Origin of the sequence: Zobellia roscoffensis, from assembly GCF_015330165.1 — a bacterium.
GTDB lineage: Bacteria > Bacteroidota > Bacteroidia > Flavobacteriales > Flavobacteriaceae > Zobellia > Zobellia roscoffensis.
In genome coordinates, this window is record NZ_JADDXT010000002.1 from 1,871,703 (window position 1) to 1,896,990 (window position 25,288).

Consider the following 25,288-nt stretch of genomic DNA (forward strand, 5'->3'; position numbering starts at 1 on the left):
AAATGACCGAAAAAGAGAAAATGATTGGTGGAAAACCTTATAACCCTCATGATAAGGAGTTGGTTAGAGGTAGGTTGAACGCAAGAAGACTAATGCGTGAAATTGAAGCCATACCCATGGATAAGGAACGGCAACGTAAACATTTTTTCAAAGAGTTATTTGCTGAGACCGGTAAAAATTTTTACATAGAGAATCGTTTTACTTGCGATTATGGCTTCAATATTTATTGGGGGGAAAACTCATACGCTAATTTTGATTGTATTATTTTGGATGCAGCGCCAGTTTACATTGGTAAGAATGTTATGATAGCTCCTGCGGTAAAACTTCTTACGGCAACGCATCCTCTTGAATTTGAAGCACGCAATTCCGGCATTGAATACGCAAAACCTATAAGAATAGGTGATAACGTTTGGATTGGCGGCGGGGTAATCGTTAATCCAGGGGTTACAATAGGAAATAACAGTGTTATAGGTTCTGGTAGTGTTGTGGTAAAAGACATTCCTGAAAATGTAGTAGCTGTTGGTAATCCGTGTCGCGTACTAAAGAAAATTGATAACTCATAATTATAGCTCTTCACTCTCTCAACACCAACTTAAAACACTAAAAATATGCTCTCAATAGTTTCATTTGTAGGTTTTACGCTCTTAGTTGCGCTAATTGCGTGGTACGCTACACGAAGTACCAATGAAAAGTCTGCTGATGGCTATTTTTTAGCAGGTAGGAGTTTAGGAGCAATCACTATAGCGGGTTCATTACTCTTAACTAACCTTTCAGCTGAACAGATTGTCGGCCTTAACGGGCAGGCGTTTACGGAAGGTGTACTGGTAATGGCTTGGGAGACATTGGCGGCTATTGCTATGATTATTACCGCTGTATTTCTGCTTCCAAGGTATATGAGAGGCGGTATAACAACTATTCCGCAATTTGTGGCAGATAGGTTTGATCATGGAACAAAAGCTATTCTAACGGCGCTGTTTTTATCTGGTTATGTTATTGTGGTAATTCCATCCGTACTGTATTCAGGTTCATTGGCATTCAGTACCATGTTTGATTTACCTAGCCTTCTTGGACTTTCAGATACAGCCACTCTATGGATTTGCGTTTGGAGTATTGGTATCATTGGAATTATATATGCAATTTTTGGAGGATTAAAAGCAGTTGCGGTCTCTGACCTTATCAATTCTATAGGACTTTTAATTGGTGGACTTCTTATTCCGGTTTTTGGACTGTTGGCTATTGGAGATGGAAGTATTTCTGATGGGGTGAGTATACTTTGGGAGAGTCATCCAGAGAAATTCAACGTTAAAGGAGATGTAGATGCTTCTATTCCCTTTGGAACGATTTTTACAGGAATGATGTTGGTGCAGATGTTCTATTGGGGAACGAACCAAGTTATTTTGCAACGTGTTTTTGGAGCTAAGAATCTAAAGGAAGGTCAAAAAGGGGTGATTCTTGCCGCTTTAGTGAAGTTTTTAATACCCATAATAGTAGTGTTACCAGGTATTATTGCATGGCATATTTTTGAAGGTAACCTTGATAATCCAGATCAAGCCTATCCTAAATTAGTAGCAACGGTACTTCCTGCGGCATTTACAGGTCTTTTTGCGGCTGTACTTTTTGGTGCTATTCTTAGCTCTTTTAATAGTTTATTGAATAGTAGCGCCACTTTATTTGGTTTTGACCTTTATCGTCAATATTTCAAAAAGAATGCCACAGAGCTTGAAACCGTAAAAGCGGGTAAGATGTTTGGTCTTGTTCTGGGTATCCTAGGTATGTGTGTGGCTCCTTTAATAGCGAATGCTCCCCAAGGTTTGTTTGCGTGGTTGCAGGAGGCCAATGGTTGTTATAGTATTCCTATTTTAACGGTAATTGTTATTGGTTTCTTTACCAAGCGTGTGCCGGCCATAGCGGCGAAAATTGGTGTGATTTCAGGTGTTGTGCTGTATTCTATTAGTCAGTTTATCATTAAGCCTTATTTTGTAGATAATGCACTTACCGAGGCTGCACAAAATGGAATAACAGATGCCAAGGCTTTAAGTGTGATTCAGGCCGAGGCTTATCCTCACTTTTTACACGTAATGGCTATTTTATTCGCCTTGAATATTATTATCATGTTGGTTATAGGTAAACTTCACCCAAGAGAAACAGATTACCAACCTATGACAACAGATGCTGTAAGTGTGGAGCCATGGAAATATGCTTTTATAGCAGGAGCAGCTATTACAGCTTTAGTTTTAAGTACGTATTTGATATTCTAAAAGAAATACCTTTAAAATTGTAGAACAACGCCTAAAGTACCAGGCCCAAAGTTGAGGTTCCAACTCATCTTCTTGGCTTGGTCGTTGTATTTTTCATCGTATTTTTTGTCTAAATAACGGTCAATAGACTCTACTGTTGCTATACTAATCGCAACTGCGAATACAAAATCGCTCAAATAGTGCTGACCATCCCAAATACGGGAAATACCAGGTATAGCACCTAGGGTATAAACACCTGCTTTTATCCACGGACTTTTAAATTGCTTACCAATAGCATAGGCATTGGTAAATGCCAATAATGCGTGCCCAGATGGAAAAGAATGATAATTTCGGTTGGAATTGAAAGGGTCAAACGTATCTTTTCCTTTTTCTGCAACAGGTCTTGCCCTACCTACAGCAGATTTTAAAACTTGTTGTAAAAAGCCTGAAGAAGTTGCAGATGCGATCAATAAAACTCCTGTGCGGCGAAGTTTCTCGTTTTTTGTAATAAGTCCCGCCAAATACACACCTGAAGTTGCTAAGTAATTATTTTCCGGACTCCCGTAAAGTTCACCATACTCACGAATAACATGTGGTACACTTTCTTTTTGTCTTTGTATAAACTCAGAGGTTTGCTCATCAAAAAGATAAACAGCCCCGGTGCCAGCCACAACACCACCTAGTTGAGCCCATTGTTGTCCTTTCCAGTGAAACGGTCTGGCGTAGGAATATCCTACACCCTTAAACATATTCACAAAATCATATTTAAACATGTCCCATCTTTTTTCGGTAGGTGCTACAAGAGAGTCTTGTGCGTACGTGCCAATTGTAAAGCAAACAAAGAGTAGGGCTATGGTCTTTTTCATAATAAGTGCAAAACTAGATTTATTCTGTAAAGCTTCAAGGTTTAAAGACAAAAAAATAGAATTTGTTGGTTGTTCTAGTGAATAGGGGGTTGTTCCTGTTAATTTACGAAATAAATGAATAGAGTTGTAGATAACAGGATTAATGAAAAAGGAGAACTCTGTTTTAGAAATAAATTTCTTGTGCCAGTCTATATGTGTTGGCATGAGCATCTACAATAGTTCTAATTCCTGGGGAGTAACCACCGCCCATACTGCATTGAACAGGTATTTGAAGTTGATAACAAGTTTCCAGAACAAAAGCATCTCTTTTTTTGCACCCTTTGATGCTTAGTGCTAATGTGCCTAGTTTATCGGAAGAAATTACGTCAACTCCGCTTAAATAGAATATGAAATCGGGTTTTTCTTGTTGTATTAGTGTGGGGAGTATTTCCTTTAATCGAAATAAATATTCATCATCCTTAGTGTCTTTAGGAAGGGAGATGTCTAAATCTGATTGTTCTTTTTTAAACGGATAATTACTTTCTCCATGCATAGAAAACGTATAAACGGAAGCATCGTTTTGAAAAATTTCAGCTGTGCCGTTTCCTTGATGTACATCTAAGTCTACGATGAGTATTTTTTGCGCTAACTTTTTTGCTTGTAAATAACGTGCACCAATTGCCTGGTCGTTCAGCATACAAAAAGCTTCGCCTCGATCTGAGTAGGCATGGTGAGTTCCCCCGGCTATGTTCATAGAGATACCATAATCGAGTGCATAATGACAGCATTTCATTGTGCCGTCGGCAATGATGCGTTCCCTTTCTACTAAATCTTCTGTAAGTGGGAAGCCTATTTTTCTAGCTTCACGAGGTGGAATTTTAATGTTCAATAAATCATAGAAATACTCTGGGTCGTGAACAGCAACAATATATTTGTCATTGGGTATTTCTGGTTCAAAGAAATTTTCAGGAATACAAGTGCCTTCGTGTAAAAGTTGTTGGGATAACAGCTCATACTTTATCATAGGAAACCGATGGCCTTCAGGTAGTGGGTGATTATAAATTGGGTGATAGGCTATTTTGAGCATGCTACAAATATAGCTTTCTATTCTTGTTCAAATGAGATGTGGGAGGAAGGTAGGCAAGCAAAAAGTACTATGCTACTTTTTTCAATAAGTCAAAACAAGGGCATTTACCACACCTTTTATTTTCGCTTTTCTCGTATTTTTTACAACACTTACCTTTTAATTTGGCATTAGCGGCAAGGGCTTTCTCTACCTTATGCTTTAGAAGCTCGGTATTGACTTTTTTTTTGTCCTTCTTTTTAGACGATTTCTTTTTCTTCGACACTGGCCTGAATTCTAAATAGATGACAAATGTAATTATTTTAAGTAAATCTAAATAAGGTTTAAAAGTTAAAATTTAGGTTTGCAGTCTAATTATTTAAATTTTTAACCATTTGATAGTAAGTGTTTTGTTGGTTTTAGCTAGTAATTCCTAGTTGTATGATAGGAATAGTAGGGATTAATTTTTTGGAATCACAAGAGTTCTTATATCTTTGCGGATTCTTTGCGGAATCGAAAGGTAAATTGAATTGTAAAAAGAAGCATTTGCAATGAAAACAGGAAGCAAACTAAGTAAAAAAATTAACCGTAAAGCCCGTATTTCTAGGTACGTCATTTACAAAGAGACTTTAGTGGATTTTAAAGAGCAATTTTGGTCTTTTTTAGGAGCCTTTATTGGAATTGGGTTAATTGCGCTATTACAATCGTACTATCTTCCGAAAATGGAAAATGCCCTTTTAATAGGGTCGTTTGGGGCTTCTAGTGTATTAATTTATGGTGCTATTGAAAGTCCGTTGGCGCAACCTCGTAATTTCATTGGAGGGCAGTTGTTGTCCGCTTTTATTGGTGTTACCGTATATAAACTTATGCCGAATTTAATATGGCTTTCGGCACCATTGGCAGTTGCCACATCTATTGTGGTAATGCAGATGACGAAAACTTTACATCCACCAGGTGGTGCTACGGCACTAATTGCAGTAATCGGCACGGCAAAAATTAAATCTTTGGGGTATTTCTATGTTGTTTCTCCGGTATTGGCAGGTACGGTAATACTTTTTGTTACCGCCCTTATTTTTAATAATATGACCAAGCATAGAAGTTACCCAGTGAATAGTCGGTTTATACGCTCTATTAGGGACAGAGTTGGGAGACGTAAGCGCAGCTTTAATACGTAAGAGCTTGTACTATTTATGCAAAGCCAATTGAATACGTTTTCTAGGAATATCTACAGATAATACTTTTACGATTATTTGTTGCTGTAGATGTACGTGTTCATTTACGTCTTTCACGAAGGTATCAGATAAATTGGATAGATGAATGAGTCCGCTTTCTTTAATACCAATATCTACAAAACATCCAAAATTGGTAATGTTGTTGACGATTCCTGGCAATAATTGACCTTCCTGTAAATCTGTAATCGATTTTATATTTTGATTGAAGGTAAAGACTTTGGCCTTTTCCCGACGGTCAAGACCTGGTTTCTCCAATTCTTCTACAATATCCTTTAAGGTAGGTAAACCGATAGTTTCTGTGCAATATGCTTCTAGATTTACACTTTTTAGAGTACTACTATTGCCAATCAGTTCGGTTAGAGGAATTCCTTTGTCCTTTGCTATTTTCTGAACTATAGAGTAGCTTTCTGGGTGTACTGCAGAATCGTCAAGTGGATTCTTTGCGTCCTTTATCCGAAGAAAAGCCGCTCCCTGTTCAAAGGCTTTACCACCAAGGCGGGCTACTTTTTTAATTTCAGTACGGCTTGTAAAAGCTCCATTTTCATTTCGGTAGGTTACAATATTTTCTGCCAATTTCGGGCCAATACCAGAAACGTAGCTTAGTAAAGGCACACTTGCCGTATTGATGTTCACTCCAACGGAATTCACACAACTCTCTACAACACTATCTAATGAATTCTGAAGCTTACTTTGGTCCACATCATGCTGATATTGTCCTACACCAATAGATTTGGCGTCTATTTTTACGAGCTCTGCCAATGGATCGGCTAGTCGTCTTCCTATAGAAACGGAACCTCGTACGGTTACATCGTAATTGGGGAATTCATCACGGGCTATTTTTGAAGCGGAATAAATGGATGCTCCAGCTTCACTCACCACAAAAACTTCAACCGGATTTTTAAAGTGGATGCGTTTTACCAATTGCTCGGTTTCACGAGATGCCGTGCCGTTCCCAATGGCGATGGCTTCAATTTTGTAAGCGTCGCAAAGCGTACTTATTTTTTTAATGGCTTCTTTATCCTTGTTCTGGGGAGCATGCGGGTAAATGGTCTCATTGTGTTCTAAGTCTCCTTGTGCGCTCAAACAAACCACTTTACAGCCAGTTCTAAAACCGGGATCAATGGCTAGAATTCTCTTTTCACCTAAAGGAGCACCTAAAAGTAATTGCTTCAAGTTTTTTGAAAATACTTTTATAGCATCTTCATCTGCTTTTTCTTTAGCGTTTTTCAGGATTTCGTTCGATAATGAGGGGTAAAGCAAACGTTTGTAGGCATCTGCAATGGCCATTTCAATTTGAGGTGTACAAGAGTTGTTCGATTTTATAACACGGTCCTCAATACGGCGAAGCATTTCGTCATTGTCAATTTCAATTTTTACACGTATGAACCCCTCGTTTTCTGCACGTAAAATAGCCAACAATCTATGCGAAGGACATCGTTTTAAAGCTTCGCTCCAATCAAAATAATCTCTAAATTTCTGTGCTTTTTCATCGTCTTTCTTGGTGGAAATCACTTTAGTGACAATCAGAGCACTACGTTCCAATTGATTTCGCACCTGGTTACGAATGGAAATACGTTCATTGATCCATTCCGCAATAATATGTCTGGCTCCTTCTAGTGCTTCATCAATATTGGCAATTTCACTATTGGTATATTGATTGGCAGCCGCTTCAATATCATTATGGTTTTGGGCCATAATCATTTTAGCTAGAGGCTCCAATCCATTTTTACGGGCGGTTTCTGCTTTGGTCTTTCGTTTTTTCTTGAATGGCAGGTATAAATCTTCAAGAGTAACAAGGTCATCGGTCTGTTGAATTTTAAGCAGAAGCTCATCAGTTAATCCGTTTTGCTCTTCTATAGCCTTTAAAACTGCAGTCTTTCGCTTTTCTAGTGTTTCAAATTGTGTTTTGAACTGAACGATACTTGAAATCTGAACCTCGTCTAAATTGCCCGTTTTTTCTTTTCTATAACGTGAAATAAAAGGAACGGTACAGTCTTGGTTTAAAAGTTCTACGGTATTCTCAATACTCTTTTGTGGGAGCTGAGTGTGCTTGGAAATATAAGAAATGAGTTGCATAAGACTGTATTAACGACTTTTGAACATAGTGGATGCAATTAAAAAGATAAGAGGTATGGGAGGTCTTAGCTTATACCTTCACCATTACCAACACCCTCTTCATCAGGATTCACGAAAACCAATTTGCCATCCGTATTTTCGGTCATCAAAATCATACCTTCACTTTCTACACCGCGTAATGCCCGTGGAGCAAGATTGATAAGAACGGTCACTTTTTTACCCACTATTTCTTCCGCTGTAAAACTCTCCGCAATACCGGAAACTATAGTTCTAGTGTCCAGTCCTGTGTCTACTTTCAATACCAATAATTTCTTGGCTTTAGGCATTTTTTCGGCCTCAATAATGGTGCCTACACGCATATCTAGTTTCGTAAAATCGTCAAAGTTGATAGTGTCTTTTTGTGGCATAAGTTCTTTGTTCGCGTTTTCGTTCGCCTTTTTCGTGGCTTCCAGTTTATCTAATTGGGCCTGTATTTCGCTGTCCTCAATTTTTCTAAAGAGCAGTTCGGCCTTATTTATTTTGTGATTTGCGGGTAACAGTATTTCTTTGGTAGAAACCTCTTTCCAAGAAGTCTTAGCTTCCCCTGAACCGACGGCCAATATATTTTTAAGTTTCTCAGAAGTGAACGGTAAGAAAGGTTCACTCAAAACAGATAGCGCAGAGGCGATTTGAAGTGCAACGAACATAATGGTCTTTACACGTTCTTCATCTTGCTTAATTACTTTCCAAGGTTCTTCGTCTGCCAAGTATTTGTTCCCTAAACGTGCTAAGTTCATCAATTCTTGGCCAGCTTCCCTAAAACGGTATCTCTCAATAGAGCTTGAAATAATCTCAGGATACTTCTGAAGCTGCTCTAATGTTTCCTTATCTACTTCGGAAAATTCAGAGGGAGCAGGAACTACACCTTCATAATATTTATTGGTCAAGACTACTACTCGGTTTATAAAGTTTCCAAGTATAGCAACCAGTTCACTGTTGTTTCTAGCTTGAAAATCTTTCCAGGTAAAGTCATTATCCTTGGTTTCAGGAGCATTCGCGGTTAAGGTATATCTAAGAACATCCTGCATGTCCGGGAATTCTTCTAGGTATTCGTGTAACCAAACCGCCCAGTTCTTTGAAGTAGAAAGTTTATTGCCTTCTAGGTTTAAGAACTCATTGGCAGGTACGTTTTCCGGTAGAATATAATCGCCATGTGCTTTTAAAATTGCAGGAAAAATGATACAATGAAAAACAATGTTGTCTTTTCCTATAAAGTGAACAAGTTTTGTGTTTTCGTCTTTCCAGTAGGGTTCCCAGTCTTTGCCCTCACGATCCGCCCATTCTTTGGTAGAAGAGATATAGCCGATAGGCGCATCAAACCACACATAAAGCACTTTGCCTTCGCCACCTTTTACAGGAACAGGAATACCCCAGTCTAAATCGCGGGTTACGGCACGAGGTTTTAATCCGTCATCTATCCAGCTCTTACACTGCCCATAAACGTTAGGTTTCCAGTCTGATTTATGTCCTTCTAAAATCCATTCTTTTAGGAAATCTTCATATCTATCCAAAGGTAAAAACCAGTGTTTGGTTTCTTTGGTAGTCGGAACCGAACCAGAAATAGTCGATTTCGGATTAATTAAATCCGTAGCGTTTAATGTAGAACCACAGTTTTCACATTGATCTCCATAGGCTTCTTCATGCCCACATTTAGGACAGGTGCCTACTACAAACCGATCGGCCAGAAATTGTTTGGCTTCTTCATCGTATAATTGAGCTGTGGTTTCTTCAATAAAATCACCTTGCTCGTATAGTTTTATGAAAAAATCAGATGCCGTTTTATGATGAATTTCTCTTGAAGTTCGCGAATAATTGTCAAAAGTAACTCCAAAATCTTCGAATGACTTACGAATGATTCCATCATATTTATCAATAACTTCCTTTGGCGTAATACCTTCTTTTTTAGCCTTCATCGAGATAGCCACACCATGTTCATCGCTTCCGCATACAAAAGCAACATCATTGCCATTTAGGCGTAAGTAACGCGCGTAAATATCTGCGGGTACGTAAACACCGGCCAAATGACCAATGTGGATAGGACCGTTTGTATATGGCAATGCAGCAGTAATAGTATATCTCTCGGGTTGTTTTAGCTTCTCGGCCATTGATTTCGAATTAGGGTGCAAAAGTACTGATTTTGCACAGCATTACGCAAGTGGATGTATACAGGTTTTCTTGAAAGTTGGAAGGAGGGGTTTTTAGCCAAGGAAATGCGGACCGTAGTACAACTAGGATGTATACGAATTTAAGAATGGTGCAGTTTTATATAAAGGACTCTTATTTAACCATTAATTTAAACAGATAAACCATGAGTGCAGGAACCCCCAAGAAATTTGATGTATTAGAAAGGATTAAAGAAGACGTGGAAACGACAGTGAAAAAAAACGGAAAGGATGATGTAGCCAGACTTTATAAGAACAAAGCATCTAGAATTGCGAAAGAACTATCGTTTAAAACAAAAAACAATAAGTCCAAATTGACGTAGTAGTACGGAAGATTAGAAAATGAAAAACCTTCGCCATTGATTATTCAATAGCGAAGGTTTTTTTATAGAGTCAATTTAGGGAGGGTTATGCAACCATAACCGATTTGCTCATTTTGTGCTGTTGTACTTGAATGCGATAGATATACTTGCCAGCCGCCAAATGTCCTGGTATTCTATCTTTAATATTAATCTCATTTACACCTTCGGACATGATGGCATTACTTATTGTACCTACTTTCTGTCCGATAATATTGAAAAGCTGAATATCTACATGGGCCGTAACGGGCATTTCCAAATAGATATGTGGCGAGTTTTCAGTAGGGTAAAATGGTTTATGAACAATAGAGTTTAATTGCTCATTATTCGGTATTACAGGTTTATCCGTAAGTCCACCATCTGGTGAGGTAGGAATTGTTGGTTCTCCATCACTATATACAATATCGGGGAAATCGGTTCCACTACAATTAAATCCTAGATTAACCGGAGCATAGGTATGGCCTAGTAAATGTTGTTCTACTAAGGGTATGGGTACACAGAGCCATTCTGCCAAAACGGTGGCGTATAAATCTCTAAAATCCATAGTGTATTCCAGGTTTCCTCTTCCATCCGGATTGTCTAGTGTAGGATGTTCGCCTACAAACGCACTGCCTTGTAAACCGGGCCCAAAAAATAGGGTAGGTGCCGCTTTACCGTGATCCGTACCGTTAGAACCATTCTCAAAAATTCGTCTTCCAAACTCGGAGAACGTCATGCTAAGTACATTGTTGTCTTGTTCTGTGTATGCTAAATCTTCGTAAAAATTGTCAATGGCAATAGAAAGGTTGCTCATTAAACGCTCATGTGCCAAAGGTTGGTTACCATGCGTATCAAAACCACCCATGGAAATCATATACACTTTTGTGCCCAAATTTCCTTTAATCAAACGGGCCAATAGGGCTAATTGTCTTGCAAAGCTGTTTTTCTGATATTCTACATCGTTTGAACCTCTTTCCCAAGCTTCGTGGATAACACCAGAATATTCGTAGGTGGTATTAGCTACTCCTCTTAAAAATCTTAATTGGTCACCATACATACAGTCGTTAAACAATTCTTGTTCAAGACCATAACGTACGCCGGACTCTGCTATTTCTTCAAGTTGCTCCACATTGGAGGTTACAAATGCATAATTAGTTTCGTCTCCTTGGAAAACCAAACTTCCGAACTGACCAATCTGAATGGCCGCTGGAGCGGGTGGTGGAGAAATTAAGTAATCTGGATAACATTCTTCAAAATGTCTTCCCATCCAACCTGTGTTAAGTCCGCTGAAACCAGTGGAAGTTAAATCTGTGTTGGCAAAAACGTCTGACCCTGTAAAATGAGATAGACTTTGGCCTTCGTAACCAACACCATGAACGGCTTTAAACTGACCTTCGGCCCACCGAGGTTCTAATGACTTCATGTAAGAAGGTATGCCGTATTCATCCGTTAGTTTTAAAACTTTGCTCTCGGGAACATAAATGTTAGGTCTAGCATTGGCATACGAATCGAATTGATTGATCGGTATAACCGTACTAAGTCCATCATTACCACCGGAAAGGCGGATTAATATTAAAATATTATCAGTTTCTGTACCGGCAATAGCTGCTGTTAAAGGGGATGGTGCAGATGCAGTAAGCATGTTACTGCCTAACATCATTGAACCAGAACCTGCTATGCCCAGTGCTTGTAAAAATGAGCGTCTGCTCCAAGATTTATGTTCTTGATCGTGACCTTCGTGTTCTAGGCCTTTATGGGGGTCTGTGGTGTGAGTATCGCACATAGTAGTAGGTTTACTTTAGTTGAAATTCTGGTTGTCTTGCTAGATATTGTAAGAGTAGGTATACTTGGGTAGGACCTTCCATAGAGGTTTGTAAGCTCCAGGTTGGGGTTGAGCCACCCTCATAATATTGTTCTTGAACGTCACTTCTGAAAATAACGTATGCTTTATCGTATTCTGAATCGTTCAGTAGACCTTTGGGTAAGATAAAATCAATAATTGCTTTTGCAATTACATCTGGATTACTCCCATTGCCTTCACTTAGGCTTACAAGCGATAGACCAAAGTTTCTAAATTGATCTTCATTGGCATTAAAAAAATCATCTAAGATGGTTTCTATAGTTAACCACCTGCCAATCATAAAATTGGTATTGATCCAAGAACGGTTTCGTTGCCAGCCTGCCACATCAAAAGGGTCGAACATACGCTGGCTTAAAAGTCCGCTATAGTTTATAAGACTTGCAATTGTGGTATCGTCATAACTAAAACTACTTTCTTTTAATAAGTTGAAATAGAAATCAAAAGGACTTTTAATGATTACACCAATGGCTTCATCGTCAAAAAAATGTTGACTTTTAAACAATTCGGAAAGTACGGGTGCAATCTCAAAATCATTAGCAACAAATATGGATGCCATACCAGATATTATTACCTGTGCGTTTCCGGCGTTGTCCTTGGAATCTGGATGTACAAAGAACTCGTATAGTTTTCTACAGATAAATTCTGCTATTTCCTCAGAACGCTGTTCAAAAAGAATATTGATTACATCATCATAACCCCAATTCCCTGTTTGACCTAGAATTGTTTTACTATCTGTATCGTGCTTTTCTGCATCAAAAGTTACATGTTCGCAACCTAATTCGCCACGTTCAACATATCCGGAAAGGGCACGTGCGGTTTCTATAATATCTTCTTCGGTATAATTGTTTCCTTCGCCTAAAGTAAATAACTCGTAAAGCTCTCGTGCGTAGTTCTCATTAGGGTTGTGGCCGTTATTGTAAACACCATCTAGGTAGTAGAGCATGGCGTCGGTAAGGCCAATTTCGCTCACAAAGGTTTTAAAATTTCCTAATGCGTTGCGTTGTAGACAATTAATGTAATGATAAAGAAATGGGGTACATTCGTAAATATCTAGTTCTGTAACAAAATGATTGCTCCAAAAGAAACTCATTCGGTCCCGGAGGTTGTTGTTTAGCATACTTTTGCCATAGGCTAAACTAAAGTCGTCTTCCTGGGTGCGTTTTAACTGATTGCGTAGCGTGTCATCTTCAGGATAATTGCTACCGTTCCAATCTGCCCATTCCGGTGCAGGTATGACAGGAGCACTCATAGCTTGCGATATAAGAGCGCTTACTATAGTTTCTGCCGTAGAACCAACAGCTTGATCTATAGTTTCAACGGAGGCACTAAACCCAAGTCTTCTGTACAGGTGAGCCGCCGTAGTTCTGTCTAAGGGGTTGGTATACAGTGCCAACGGCGCTGTATTACAGTTAACAAAATATTCCATAATTTTCGTAGGCTTTAAAGAACCGTTTCATGTGTTTGGGGCTAGTTCTTAACGCACAAAGATTTTGGATAGTATGTCTTTTCAGGTATTTTCGACATACTGTTCAATGATTTACGACTGCAATCCAATTTTTGATGTTGGTTTACGCGACTTTTCGATGAATTACACGTTTTATTAAGATTTAGATGAATTTCTATGGGAAAACATAACGAATTTGGCAAAGAAGGAGAGAAACTGGCTGCCGACTTTTTGCTTGAGAATGGATATGAAATTCATTGTAAAAATTATCGTTATTTAAAGGCAGAAATAGATATCATAGCTCAAAAGGAAGATATATTGGCTATTGTAGAAGTGCGTGCCAGAAGCAATGATCAAATTATACCTATTGCCGAAACAATAACTCCTAAAAAAATAAAGCTTTTGGTCAGTGCAGCGGATCAGTACATTACTGAAAATGACTTGGATATAGAGGTTCGTTTTGACGTAATAACTATCTTAAAAAATCGAAAAATATTTAAAATTGAACATTTAGAAAGTGCTTTTTATCATTTTTAATGGTGTATCTATAATTTGTTTGTAGTTAGATATGCCCATTTTTAGGGAGAAGGTGGGGTATTCTGAAAATTCACATAAAGATAATTATACACAATTTGTTTTATTTGTAACAATATGTTATTTTTGCTCAGCAATCAATACTTATGAACCCATGAAAACGATTTCGTCCGTAGTCGAACAGTACATTAAAAAGAAGCCTTTTTTGCAAAGTGCACTAGCACAAGGTATTATTAATTTAACTTCACTTTCTAGAATTGTAAAGCCTGAAATTGAAAATGAATTAGGAAAGGACATTCGCAATGGGGCAATTGTAATGGCCTTAAAACGCCTTTCGGATGATTTAGAGTTTAGGGCTACTCATAAGATTATTAAGGTTTTAAAGAATATTGGAGAGATAACTGTACGTTCATCACTCACAGATTTTACTTTTTTGGTTTCGGAGTCTATTTTAGAAAATCAAACACAACTACTTGAAGAGGTAAATAAGAACAAAGATGTTTTTTATACGTCTTCACGTGGAGTAAATGAATTGAATATTGTTGTTAGCAATAGTCTAGATGGTACGGTAGAGGAGCTTTTTAAGAATGAAAAGTGTACGCAAAAAGCAATGCATTTATCATCTATAACGGTAAAACTTCCTGCAGAAAACGTATCGGTTCCAGGCATTTATTACTTTATTTTTCAGCGTTTAGCTTGGGAAGGAATTGTGCTTTATGAGGTGATTTCAACAACTAACGAGTTTACCATCCTTGTAGATGATAAGCAGGTAGATGTTGCTTTTAAGACCATAAAAGATTTGAAAACCCTTTAAGAGACTACTTTTTCAGTAGCTCTACAACTTCTTTATCACTTTCTGGCTTAGCTATGATTCGCTTGTCAGAATCTAATAGAAAATATGTTGGGGTCTTGTGTATATCGTAGGTTTGGGCATACTTACTTTCCCATCTTCCTAGTGCAATGGCGTGTTCAAAATTAGGTAGTTTACTAGATTCTGGTAGCCATGTGGCGGTGTCATCTTCTAGGCCCACCGCAATTACTTTTACAGAAGAGTAAGCTTTTAGTTCTTTATGTAGTGCAGGAAGCTCTTTTAAGCAATGAGAACAAGTACTGCTCCAGAAAACAAGAAGGTAGTTTTCTGCACCTTGCAATGAGCTTAATTTTTTTTGAACGCTTCCGGTTTTCCACTCTAACTCAGGAGCTTTGGCTCCAATGCGCAAACGATGTTGAGAGGCTAATTCTTGTGCTTTATTAGGGTCACTAGATGCAGATGCAAGAGATTTTAAATAGGTATCATAAATGAAATCCGTAGTTGTGTTCAATCCACCACTAGTACTCATTTTCCATAATTTATAAAAGACATCAAATTTATAAGCGTCTACTGCTGGAGCAAGTTTTGTGTTTACCTTCTTAATGTTGTTTTGAATAATTTTTTCTGTTTCTTCAGAGGACACCGGTTCTGCTGGTAATGCTGTAAATACATAATTCTTTAGCTTATCCGTTAAAAAGTCGGAAGCTTGTAAAACGTTATTATCAACCTTTAGATGGTCAAAATAGTGTTCTTTTTTATGGGTAATGTAATCGTGAACCGCTTCATATTTAGACGGAATATAAGGTCTATTCGCTAAGATAAAATTTTGGACCATCAGGTTTTCTGACTGCTTTTCATATGCTTCCTGGGTCGTCCTTAGCTGGTCAGTACAATTTCTAAATTCATTTTTATCCGAGTTTCCTTCGATATAAAAATTAACCAGTTGCTCTACCAAGGAACCTATGGATTGAAAATAAGATGTCATTATTTTGTTCTCCTTAGAGGAGCTAAATGAAACTCCTTTTGCGGTGTCAAAAGCTAATACAACATCTTCTTTTCCGCTGTAAATGACATCAAAATAGAACTCATCTTGAGGAACAGCGTATACTAAACGGTACATACCTGTTTGGGCATTTTCCGGTATTTGCAATGTGAATTTTCCATCTTTAATCGTGGTGTTCGCCACAAAAGACTGTGAACCCGGCTTTAGTTTATAAGCCAATAAATACTTGTAATTGCTGGCAGGCGTAAAAGTACCGGAAATGCTATATTGTGCCTGTGCAAAAAATGCAAAAAGCAGGGTGAATACGACTAGAATTTTTTTCATGATATAAATGCTCCAAAAATGATACCACAAAAGTATCGGTTTTAGAGCGAAACCCTAATCTTTTATGACATTTTCACTTGTAGAACGAAATGGTTCAGGAGCACAGCAATCTTGCGTTCCACCCACTTCTACAGATGAAGAGCCAAAAACCTGAATGGTAGATTTAATAAAATCTTCTTCATCGGCTTTATAGATGTTGTCTACATACTTCTGCGGGTTTCTATCAATATACGGAAACCATGTGCTATGAATTTGAATCATAATGCGGTGACCCTTTTTAAACGTGTGTAGTATGTCTTGTAATCTAAAATTCACATCGCTTGGTTCACCAGGAACAAAAGGCTCTGGTTTTTCAAAACTGTTTCTAAAACGGCCTCTAAAAACTTCGGCACGAACAAGTTGCTGGTAACCACCCATAATAATGTTATCAGGGTTATGCTCATAACTCTCATGGTCATCTGGGTAAACATCAACTAGTTTTACAATAAAATCTCCGTCTGTTCCTGTCATGGCAACTTTAAGTTTTGCCATTATTTCGCCGGCTAAAACTCTATTGTCTTTAAGAGGTTCGGTTTCAAAAGTTAATACATCTGGACGTCTGGAAGCTTCTCGCTGGTCATCGGACATATATCTTCTAGGAGTGAAAGTCAATCCCTCTACTTGCGAAGTGTATGGAACAGGTTTTTGTGGGTCACTGGTATATTCAAACACAGCTTTTTCATCAATGGGTTTATTGATGCTCAATTGTCCGTTTTGACCAAAATAAAGGCTTATAGGTTCAATTTCTTTAGGAGGCCATGCATCAAAAGTCTCCCATTTTTTAATACCTGTATCAAACATATAGGCTTCTGGAAGCGTGTCTGGACCATCTTCTTTTAAATGGTGGGCGAAGAACTTACGCTCAATGTTTTTTAAGTAGAAAGATGAAATGCTATCTCCAAAATAAATATGGTTATGAACGGTTTTACCTTTTTCACGTGCCCATCCACCATGGTCCCAAGGCCCCATAACAATACTGTTCTTGGCTTTTGGACTTGTGGCTTCAACTGTTTTATAAATATTTAATGGGCCGTAGAGGTCTTCGGCATCAAACCAACCACCAACGGTCATGACTGCATGGTTAATATTTTTTAAATGCGGAAGAATGTTTCTCTTTTGCCAAAATTCATCATAGTTAGGGTGGTCTACAATTTGGTTCCAGAAAAAGTTATCGTGATGATAGTTTTTAGTTATGTTCTTTAGAGGCCCAAGTTTTAAAAAGAAATCATAGGCATCTGGAGCAGGATTTCCGTAAAAGCGCATCAACTTATCCATATACCATGAATCTCTAGTAAGACTATCTTTTTGGTAGCCGAAAACAGCGAAAGCAGCACTATAACTTTCTAAGTACGCCCCTTGATGGTGAAAATCATCAAAGAAAAAATCGGCAATGGGTGCCTGAGGAGAAGACGCTTTTAATGCAGGGTGCGCATCTATCATACCCGCCGCGGTATAATGTCCTGGATAGGAAATACCATACATTCCCACGCGACCATTATTCCCTTTTATTTTCTTTATCATCCAGTCTATGGTGTCATAGGTGTCTGAACTTTCGTCAATATCTTTTTTATTTTTTTTGTTATTTCCGGGGATGTTGGGACGCATATTATCAAATTCACCGTCGGACATATATCTTCCACGAACATCTTGAAAAGCCAAGATATAGCCATCTTCAATCAAATACTTTGATGGATAGCTACTGTAGTTATAATTAGAGTATTTACTAGCATTGTAACATGTACGATTCAGTAAAATCGGATAGTTTTTAGACTTGTCCTTTGGAGTGTAAACGGCTGTAAAAAGTTCAGCGCCATCACGCATAGGAATGCGATATTCTTTTAAATCGTAATGTTGTCTAAAGTAAAGTGAATCTGCATTTTGTGCTTGTAAAGACAAAGCACTCATGACTACAAGGAGGACTAGTAAAAACCTATATTTCATAGTAGTGTGTTTTCAGTGTGTTTAAAGATAGGAATTTGCCCGGTCTTGAGCTAGTTCCTTAACTTTGAAAAAAGCCATTCATTTTTTAGTTCGTGTTGCTCAGGAAAGGTCCAATGACGGGTTTCTTGAAAAATGTGCAATTCTTTTTTAGCGGGAATTAGGTTGTAAGCGGCATAAGTAGAGGCAGGCGGACAAACATTATCATTGTAACCCCAGCTGTACCAACCTTCCGCTTTAACAAAGCGTGAAAAATTAGCTACATCATAGTACTTTGATACTGCTATTTTCTCTGGTTTATTAGTGAAATCGTCAATAAATAGCTGTGGCCAACCTCCGGCACGACCATGTAGAAAACCAGTTAGGTCGCTCAAAGCAGGGTAGAACGCTGCTAAATAATCAATGCGGTCATCCAGTCCGGCAGTTACAATGGATAGCGCACCACCTTGACTGCCGCCTGTAACGGCAATGTCCTCGCCATTAAAATTGGATACACTTTCTAAAAAATCTACTGCGCGAATGCAACCAAGATATACCCTACGATAATACGCTTGGTCTTTATCATCCAGATTAATTGTATTGTAATTACTTAAGGCGCCCGCCCTTAGATCATCATAAACTTGTTGGTCAAGATTTACAGGAATACCATGGATGCCAATAGTGAAGGTTACGAAACCTTGAGCCGCTTCATCTACCTCTCCGTAATAAGGTCTGATACCTGCACCGGGCACATGTAAAATAGCGGGGTATTTCCCTTCTTTTTTGGGGGTGCAGAGTATGCCGTAGATTTTTCCTTTTATATTATCCAACCGTACGTGGTACACATCTACCTTGTCCGTGGAACGTTCCGGCATTAATGTCATAACCGCATTCATGGGTATAGCTGCAAGTTCTTCTTTTCCTTTATTCCAGAAAGTTTCAAAGTCAGAAGGTAATGTTGTAGTGACTTTTATTTTTTCGGGTGAAAAGCCTGCTGTTGCGTAGGAACTATATTCTTTGCCATCTATAATAACTTTTGCAGTACAGCGAAGAAAACCAGGTTTATTAAATTTATCTGATTTTACTTTTGCAACGCCATTTTTTAGAGTCAATTTTCCTTCGTCCCAAATTTTTACGGAACGGTAACCAGGGTCGGTTTCAACTGTATAGTTGATGCTGATATTCTCTATAGGAACGTTGTTGCGTAACACGGTAATTGAGAATTCAGCTCGTTCGCCAACCCTATAGGTCCAGTCGGTATGGTCGGGAGTTACGATTACATTTACGAGTTCTTTGCTGGGTTGAGCACTTAGATTTAAGCACAGAAGAATGGTAGCCGCTAGGCCAAAGCAGGTTTTCAGTTTCATTGTAATGTGTATTGTTTGGTCAACAAAAGGTTTCAGCTAAAAGACAGATAGCATTTTAGCTGAAACTAATATAGTTGAATAAAAACATTTTATGAAACTGGTTCTGCAGTTTGTGCAAACGGAGTCATGGCTTTTAAAGCTTTTTCTACAGATGTAATTCTCTCGAATACCAATAATAACCTAAGTCCGTTTCTAGTTTGTTTTTCTTTGATTTTGCAATGCTGCGGATGGCTCTGTACAAACCGCAAGACTTTAGTAAAAATGGTACTTTGGTAGAAAGCTGATTGCTGGTCCGAAATAAAGTAACCGATCAATTTTCCTTTTTTCATCACTACCTTTTCAATTCCAATACTATTGGCGATCCATTTAATACGAACTGAATTGAGTAAATCCTCGGCCTCAATAGGAATTGCCCCAAAACGGTCTACTAATTGAGCTTCAAATTTCTGCAGATTTTCTTCGTTTGTAATTTCGTTCAGGTCTGTGTAGAGCGTAAGGCGCTCTGTAATGTTATTGATGTAATCATCAGGAAAAAGTAATTGAAAGTCAGAATCAAGTTGAGTCTCTTTTACAAAGACCTTTTCTTTATGACCTTCCACCTCTTCATAGAGGTCTTTAAATTCATTTTCTTTTAGTTCATCTATGGCTTCACCTAATATTTTTTGATACGTCTCAAAACCAATTTCGTTGATAAATCCACTTTGTTCTCCTCCCAATAAATCTCCTGCACCACGAATTTCAAGATCTTTCATAGCAATATTGAAACCACTGCCTAGCTCTGTAAATTGCGCCAATGCCTCTATTCGTTTTCTAGCTTCAGCGGTCATAGACTCATAAGGCGGCGTAATGAAGTAACAAAAGGCTTTCTTATTACTACGCCCAACACGGCCTCGCATTTGGTGAAGGTCGCTCAGTCCAAAATTATTGGCGTTATTGATAAAAATAGTATTAGCATTGGTAACGTCTAGTCCACTTTCAATAATGGTTGTGGAAACTAGAACATCAAACTCGCCGTTCATAAAAGAAAGCATAAGGGTTTCCAATTTCTTACCGTCCATTTGGCCGTGACCAATACCTACTTTAGCATCTGGAACAAGCCGTTGAATCATTCCAGCCACTTCTTTTATGTTTTCAATGCGGTTGTGAATAAAGAATACTTGCCCTCCACGTTGTATTTCATAGCTAACAGCATCACGGATGGTTTCTTCTCCAAAACGAATTACCCTACTTTCAATAGGGTAGCGGTTTGGTGGTGGGGTTTTTATTACCGACAGATCGCGGGCAGCCATTAAGCTGAATTGCAGTGTTCTAGGTATAGGCGTTGCCGTTAATGTAAGAACATCTACATTCTCTTTTATGGACTTTAATTTGTCTTTTACAGCAACCCCGAATTTTTGTTCCTCATCTACTATGAGTAGGCCTAAATCTTTGAATTTAACATTTTTATTCACCAATTGATGAGTTCCAATGATGATATCTACTTGTCCGGCTTCCAGCTTTTCTAAGGTTTCCCTGCGTTCCTTCGCAGTCCTAAAACGGTTGAGGTAGTCAACGTTTACCGGCATTTCTTTTAACCTTTCGCTAAATGTGCGGTGGTGCTGAAACGCTAGAATTGTAGTAGGAACCAACACGGCTACTTGCTTGCCGTTATCCACGGCTTTAAAAGCGGCACGAATAGCAACTTCAGTCTTGCCAAAACCTACATCACCGCAAATAAGACGGTCCATAGGGCGTTCGCTTTCCATGTCCTTTTTAAAATCTTCGGTAGCCTTACTTTGGTCTGGGGTGTCTTCGTAAATGAACGAAGCTTCCAGTTCGGTTTGCAAATAGCTATCAAGGTCGTACTGAAACCCTTTTTCAAGCCGACGTTTGGCGTAGATTTTAATCAGGTCAAAAGCGATTTTTTTGACTCTGGTCTTGGTTTTCTGTTTTAGCTTTTTCCAAGCTGCGGAACCTAATTTAAAAATCTTGGGAACTGCACCATCTTTGCCGTTGAACTTGGATATTTTATGAAGCGAGTGAATACTTACGTAAAGAATATCGCGCTCACCATACATCAATTTAATGGCTTCTTGCTTTTTGCCTTCTACATCAATTTTCTGGAGTCCACCAAATTTTCCAATTCCGTGGTCTATATGGGTCACGTAATCACCAATTTCAAGCTTATTTAGCTCTTTAAGGGTAATAGCTTGTTTTTTAGCGTAGCCATTTTTTAGGTTGAATTTATGATAGCGCTCAAAAACTTGGTGGTCTGTATAACACACTAATTTCTGGTCATCATCAATAAAACCTTGATAAATTGGGGTAACCACCGTTTGGTAATCCACATGTTCGTTTACCTCTTCAAAAATGGCATGAAAGCGCTTAGCCTGTTGCTCACTCGCACAGAAAATATAATTGGTATACCCTCGGGCTTTGTAAGCGTTTAGGTTTTCGATTAGTAAATCGAATTTTTTATTGAAAGATGGCTGAGGATGGGTGTTAAATTGAATGGTTATAGCACTCTTCATCAGCTCCGCCGTAGTAGAAGCCTCCGTAGTAAGTAGTGCGAAAGCTTTTAGCTGCTTGCTGAAACTTTCTGAGTTCATGAATAGCGCTTCCGGTTCTACATGTTTTACATCTTTTGATAATTTTGAAAACGCTTCCTTTGCCTTTTTGAAAAAATCATCAAGACGGTCAAAAATATAATCTGTGTTTTTAGCGAAAATTATAGTGTCCGCCGAAACGTATTCTAGAAAATTTTGTCTATTTTCTTCTAAGAATTTATTCGCTACATTGGGTATGATATTAATCTTGTTGACCTTGTTTGTAGAGAGTTGGGTGTCTACATCAAACGTACGGATACTGTCTACCTCGTCACCAAAAAATTCAATGCGGTAGGGTTCGTCATTCGAGAACGAAAAGACATCTACAATCCCACCGCGCACTGAAAATTCACCAGGTTCCGTAACAAAATCTACTCTTTTAAATTTGTACTCAAAAAGTACCTCATTAAGAAAATCGAGTGAAATGGTATCGTTCAACTTTACCTTCAGCGTATTTTTTTCAAGTTCACGTCTGGTAACCACTTTCTCAAAAAGCGCATCAGGATAGGTGACTATAATGGCGGGTTTTTTACGAGAGTTGATACGGTTTAGCACTTCGGCACGTAAAAGAACATTTGCATTGTCCGTTTCTTCTATTTGGTAAGGTCTACGGTAGCTTCCGGGGTAGAACAGCACATCTTTCTCTCCAACAATTTGCTCAAGGTCGTTCAGGTAATAGGCGGCTTCCTCTTTGTCGTTGAAAATTAAGAGAAAGGGCCTGTCAGATTTCTGAAAAACTTCTGAAAAGACAAAGGATAGAGAAGAGCCTGTGAGCCCTTTTAAAACAATGGCCTGTTCTAGAATTTGATTTTTATCTGAATTTGCCGGGAACTTTTCGGCAATAGTGTCCCGCAGTTTTCGCGTTTGCGAAGACTGAGAAAACAGTTGTTGAATAGAAGATTGCGTCAACCGTTATATTTTTTAAGAACTCGAATGAAATGCTACTGCTATGCACCCGAGACGATATTACCTTGGCCTAAAAATGAAATCGGCCTTTAGATTTTGAGGTTACAAAGATAATGAACTCATTTAATGTTTTTGCTCTCTTTTGTGCGATATCGAATAATAATTAAGCTAATATGATTGGAGGAATTCGTCTAGCGTTAACAATTGATTGTGTAGCATTCATTTAATCCGCCTAAAAAATGCAAATTGACTACCTGAGAATTAGGCCCATACTTTACTTTTTGGGTCGAAACAATAGCTAAAGAAAGATGGAAGAACAAAAATATGATGTATTTGTAATAGGAAGTGGAATTGCAGGTCAGACCGTAGCGGAAACTTGTGTAAAAGAGGGACTCAAAGTGGCGATTGCCGATAAGCGGGAATATGGAGGAACATGTGCAAATAGGGGCTGTGACCCTAAAAAGGTGCTCTTGGGGGCTACGGAGGTAATTGAGGTAAGTACTAATCTTTTAGGAAAAGGAATCAAGGATACGCCAGCACTGAGTTGGAAAAAGTTAATGAAATACAAGAAGAATTTCACATCTCCCGTACCTGAGTCTACGGAAAAAGACCTGAAAGAACTGGGTGTTGATCTGTATTATAAATCTCCAGAGTTTTTGGATGAGCAAACACTTTCCGTAGAAGGGAAAACGATAAAGGCCGATAAAATTGTTATAGCCACTGGTTTTGAACCACGTAAATTAGATTTTAAAGGCAATAAATACCTTAAAACAAGTGATGATTTTTTGAGTCAAAAGAAGCTTCCAAAGAAAGTTACTTTTATAGGTGCAGGTTATGTAGGAATGGAATTTTCCCATATCGCGGCTAGGGCCGGAGCACAGGTTACGGTTATAGATTCTGGAAAAAGACCATTGAAACCTTTTGATGCCGATTTAGTGAAAGAGCTAACTAAATATTCCAAAGAAATGGGAATAGAATTTATTTTTGATGCTACCATTACGGGTATCAAAAGGGGGGCGAAAAATTTGAAGGTTTCCTACGATAGAAAAGGAAAGTCCGAGAAGCTAAAATCCAGAGTGGTTTTTAATACGGCAGGTCGTGTTCCGGCCATATCAAAATTGAATTTAGAAAAAGGTCAAGTAAATTTCACGGAGGATGGCATTGAAACGAATGATTATCTACAAAGCAAGACGAACGAAAATGTTTATGCTTGTGGAGATGTCTCCGATAAAGGTTTGCCGCTTACACCTCTATCCGGTAAGGAGGGGAATGTTGTTGCCATAAATATTATTGAAGGGAACAAGAAAAAACTAGAAGTGCCGGTTACGCCTTCCGTGGTATTTACTTTGCCCAATTTAGCTTCTGTAGGATACTCTGAGGAGGAAGCAAAAAATAGATACAAAAATGTGGTGGTCAATTTTGAAACGGCTTCAAGTTGGTTCAACGCCAAAAGAATCAATGCACCCTTGTATGCCTACAAAATTATTTTGAACGAGCGAACTAAAGAAATTGTGGGGGCACATCTATTGGGGCCAGAAGCCGGTGAGACTATAAACCTTTTTACTATGGCCATTAATCAAGGCATGACCGCAAAACAGCTGAAGCAAATCATTTTTACCTATCCATCATGGTCCAATGATATAAAGTCTATGGTTTAGACCATTTATAATTGTTCTTAACGGTCACCCTGCAATCGTTCCTTCAATTTCTGTCCTGGATTAGTTTCGCGGTTTCGCATGGCGTGCGCCATAGAGGAAACGAAAAGAATAACTCCCGCAGCAAGGGCAGAATAGGCAATAACTTCAAAATTATCTTTATGTCGAACAAAAATAGCGACTAAGGCCCATACGCCAACAAGTGCAAATTCCCTCATGTTACGGGTCCATGTAATAGCTAGGTTTATTCCTGCTGCAATGGCTATGAGAATTATAGTCCATGAGACTTCTGAAAGTGGAGCTCCGCTCCAACCTAATTTGGTCAAATATGCCGAAATATTGGCGATTGTGGCTACGGTAATCCATCCGCTGTACAAACAAATGGGCCACCATACAAAAGCGAGGACCTCAATGGGAGCGTCCCATTTTTCCATATTTGTATTTAGGATGATTTTTATCAGGGAAATAAGAATGCCCAGCATAATCAGAACCGATATGCCTGTATAATCATAAACAAATGCCAATACCCATACAGAATTCAGGAGGTTGGCCATTAGAAACCAATAACCCGTTTGTTCTATGAAATCACTTTTTTTAGTGCTAAAAAACGCGCGCTTTACCTGAAAGATAGAGTAGGCCAAGAGGCTTAAAAATATTAATCCCCAAATGGAAAATGCATAACCGGCGGGAGTAAAAAGATTATCATATCTGCCGCTTATTTCTCCAATAGTTGTATTGTTCAAACGGTACATTTGAGAAATATAATTGATTCCGATAACGAAAAGAACGGATAACAGGTTAAGTAGGGCCAGTCTCTTTTTCATAAGGTTAATTTTTTATAAAATTACAA

General features: G+C 38.4%; 18 protein-coding genes. 7 read left to right on the forward strand and 11 right to left on the reverse strand.

Annotation, left to right across the window (positions count from 1 at the left end; all coding sequences use genetic code 11):
- Window positions 1-2: 2 nt before the first annotated feature.
- Together IWC72_RS07910 and IWC72_RS07915 are read left to right on the forward strand one after the other, a co-directional pair.
- Window positions 3-563 (forward strand): sugar O-acetyltransferase, encoded by a 561-nt coding sequence (locus IWC72_RS07910; RefSeq protein WP_194525677.1) that lies wholly within the window; start codon window positions 3-5, stop codon window positions 561-563.
- A gap of 45 nt (window positions 564-608) precedes the next feature.
- Complete coding sequence (locus IWC72_RS07915; protein ID WP_194529405.1) at window positions 609-2,258, forward strand: solute:sodium symporter family transporter; 1,650 nt, start codon at window positions 609-611, stop codon at window positions 2,256-2,258.
- A gap of 11 nt (window positions 2,259-2,269) precedes the next feature.
- Here the strand turns inward: IWC72_RS07915 and IWC72_RS07920 are convergent, their stop codons facing one another.
- The gene (locus IWC72_RS07920; protein ID WP_226979522.1) at window positions 2,270-3,313 is read right to left on the reverse strand and encodes a phosphatase PAP2 family protein; all 1,044 of its coding nucleotides are present in this window, start codon (window positions 3,311-3,313) and stop codon (window positions 2,270-2,272) included.
- Window positions 3,267-4,169, reverse strand: coding sequence for a histone deacetylase family protein (locus tag IWC72_RS07925; RefSeq protein WP_194529406.1), 903 nt, complete (start codon window positions 4,167-4,169; stop codon window positions 3,267-3,269). Before IWC72_RS07925 ends, IWC72_RS07920 begins: the two co-directional genes overlap by 47 nt.
- Before the next feature lie 527 nt (window positions 4,170-4,696).
- On the opposite strand from IWC72_RS07925, the gene IWC72_RS07930 reads away from it, so the two are divergent.
- The gene (locus IWC72_RS07930; RefSeq protein ID WP_194529407.1) at window positions 4,697-5,320 is read left to right on the forward strand and encodes an HPP family protein; all 624 of its coding nucleotides are present in this window, start codon (window positions 4,697-4,699) and stop codon (window positions 5,318-5,320) included.
- Window positions 5,321-5,329: 9 nt separating this feature from the next.
- Here IWC72_RS07930 and IWC72_RS07935 read toward each other — a convergent pair whose 3' ends face one another.
- Both IWC72_RS07935 and metG read right to left on the reverse strand, forming a co-directional pair.
- Complete coding sequence (locus IWC72_RS07935; RefSeq protein WP_194529408.1) at window positions 5,330-7,453, reverse strand: Tex family protein; 2,124 nt, start codon at window positions 7,451-7,453, stop codon at window positions 5,330-5,332.
- A 65-nt stretch (window positions 7,454-7,518) separates the two neighbouring features.
- Window positions 7,519-9,597: a methionine--tRNA ligase gene (metG, locus tag IWC72_RS07940; protein WP_194529409.1), complete on the reverse strand. Its 2,079-nt coding sequence runs from the start codon at window positions 9,595-9,597 to the stop codon at window positions 7,519-7,521.
- 203 nt (window positions 9,598-9,800) lie between these two features.
- On the opposite strand from metG, the gene IWC72_RS07945 reads away from it, so the two are divergent.
- Entirely contained in the window at window positions 9,801-9,977 is a 177-nt protein-coding gene (locus IWC72_RS07945) for a hypothetical protein (RefSeq protein ID WP_194525683.1), read from the forward strand.
- A gap of 85 nt (window positions 9,978-10,062) precedes the next feature.
- Here the strand turns inward: IWC72_RS07945 and IWC72_RS07950 are convergent, their stop codons facing one another.
- Together IWC72_RS07950 and IWC72_RS07955 are read right to left on the reverse strand one after the other, a co-directional pair.
- On the reverse strand, window positions 10,063-11,775 hold the full coding sequence (locus tag IWC72_RS07950; RefSeq protein WP_194525684.1) for a DUF1501 domain-containing protein: 1,713 nt from the start codon (window positions 11,773-11,775) through the stop codon (window positions 10,063-10,065).
- Window positions 11,776-11,785: 10 nt separating this feature from the next.
- Complete coding sequence (locus IWC72_RS07955) at window positions 11,786-13,279, reverse strand: DUF1800 domain-containing protein (RefSeq protein ID WP_194529410.1); 1,494 nt, start codon at window positions 13,277-13,279, stop codon at window positions 11,786-11,788.
- Between the two features lie 195 nt (window positions 13,280-13,474).
- On the opposite strand from IWC72_RS07955, the gene IWC72_RS07960 reads away from it, so the two are divergent.
- Both IWC72_RS07960 and IWC72_RS07965 read left to right on the forward strand, forming a co-directional pair.
- Window positions 13,475-13,834, forward strand: a complete 360-nt coding sequence (locus tag IWC72_RS07960; protein ID WP_194529411.1) for a YraN family protein — start codon at window positions 13,475-13,477, stop codon at window positions 13,832-13,834.
- 151 nt (window positions 13,835-13,985) lie between these two features.
- Window positions 13,986-14,645: an aspartate kinase gene (locus IWC72_RS07965; protein WP_194525687.1), complete on the forward strand. Its 660-nt coding sequence runs from the start codon at window positions 13,986-13,988 to the stop codon at window positions 14,643-14,645.
- A gap of 4 nt (window positions 14,646-14,649) precedes the next feature.
- Here the strand turns inward: IWC72_RS07965 and IWC72_RS07970 are convergent, their stop codons facing one another.
- The 4 genes from IWC72_RS07970 to mfd form a co-directional block, all read right to left on the reverse strand.
- Window positions 14,650-15,969: a TlpA family protein disulfide reductase gene (locus IWC72_RS07970; protein WP_194529412.1), complete on the reverse strand. Its 1,320-nt coding sequence runs from the start codon at window positions 15,967-15,969 to the stop codon at window positions 14,650-14,652.
- A 54-nt stretch (window positions 15,970-16,023) separates the two neighbouring features.
- A complete protein-coding gene (locus IWC72_RS07975; protein WP_194529413.1) occupies window positions 16,024-17,949 on the reverse strand; it encodes a CocE/NonD family hydrolase in 1,926 nt (641 codons plus the stop codon).
- 50 nt (window positions 17,950-17,999) lie between these two features.
- On the reverse strand, window positions 18,000-19,292 hold the full coding sequence (locus IWC72_RS07980; protein ID WP_194529414.1) for an acetylxylan esterase: 1,293 nt from the start codon (window positions 19,290-19,292) through the stop codon (window positions 18,000-18,002).
- Between the two features lie 89 nt (window positions 19,293-19,381).
- Window positions 19,382-22,786, reverse strand: a complete 3,405-nt coding sequence (mfd, locus tag IWC72_RS07985) for a transcription-repair coupling factor (RefSeq protein ID WP_194529415.1) — start codon at window positions 22,784-22,786, stop codon at window positions 19,382-19,384.
- Between the two features lie 305 nt (window positions 22,787-23,091).
- Between mfd and IWC72_RS07990 the strand changes: the two genes are divergently transcribed.
- Window positions 23,092-24,441: a dihydrolipoyl dehydrogenase family protein gene (locus tag IWC72_RS07990; protein WP_194529416.1), complete on the forward strand. Its 1,350-nt coding sequence runs from the start codon at window positions 23,092-23,094 to the stop codon at window positions 24,439-24,441.
- A gap of 17 nt (window positions 24,442-24,458) precedes the next feature.
- Here IWC72_RS07990 and IWC72_RS07995 read toward each other — a convergent pair whose 3' ends face one another.
- A complete protein-coding gene (locus tag IWC72_RS07995) occupies window positions 24,459-25,262 on the reverse strand; it encodes a tryptophan-rich sensory protein (protein ID WP_194529417.1) in 804 nt (267 codons plus the stop codon).
- Window positions 25,263-25,288 lie beyond the last annotated feature (26 nt).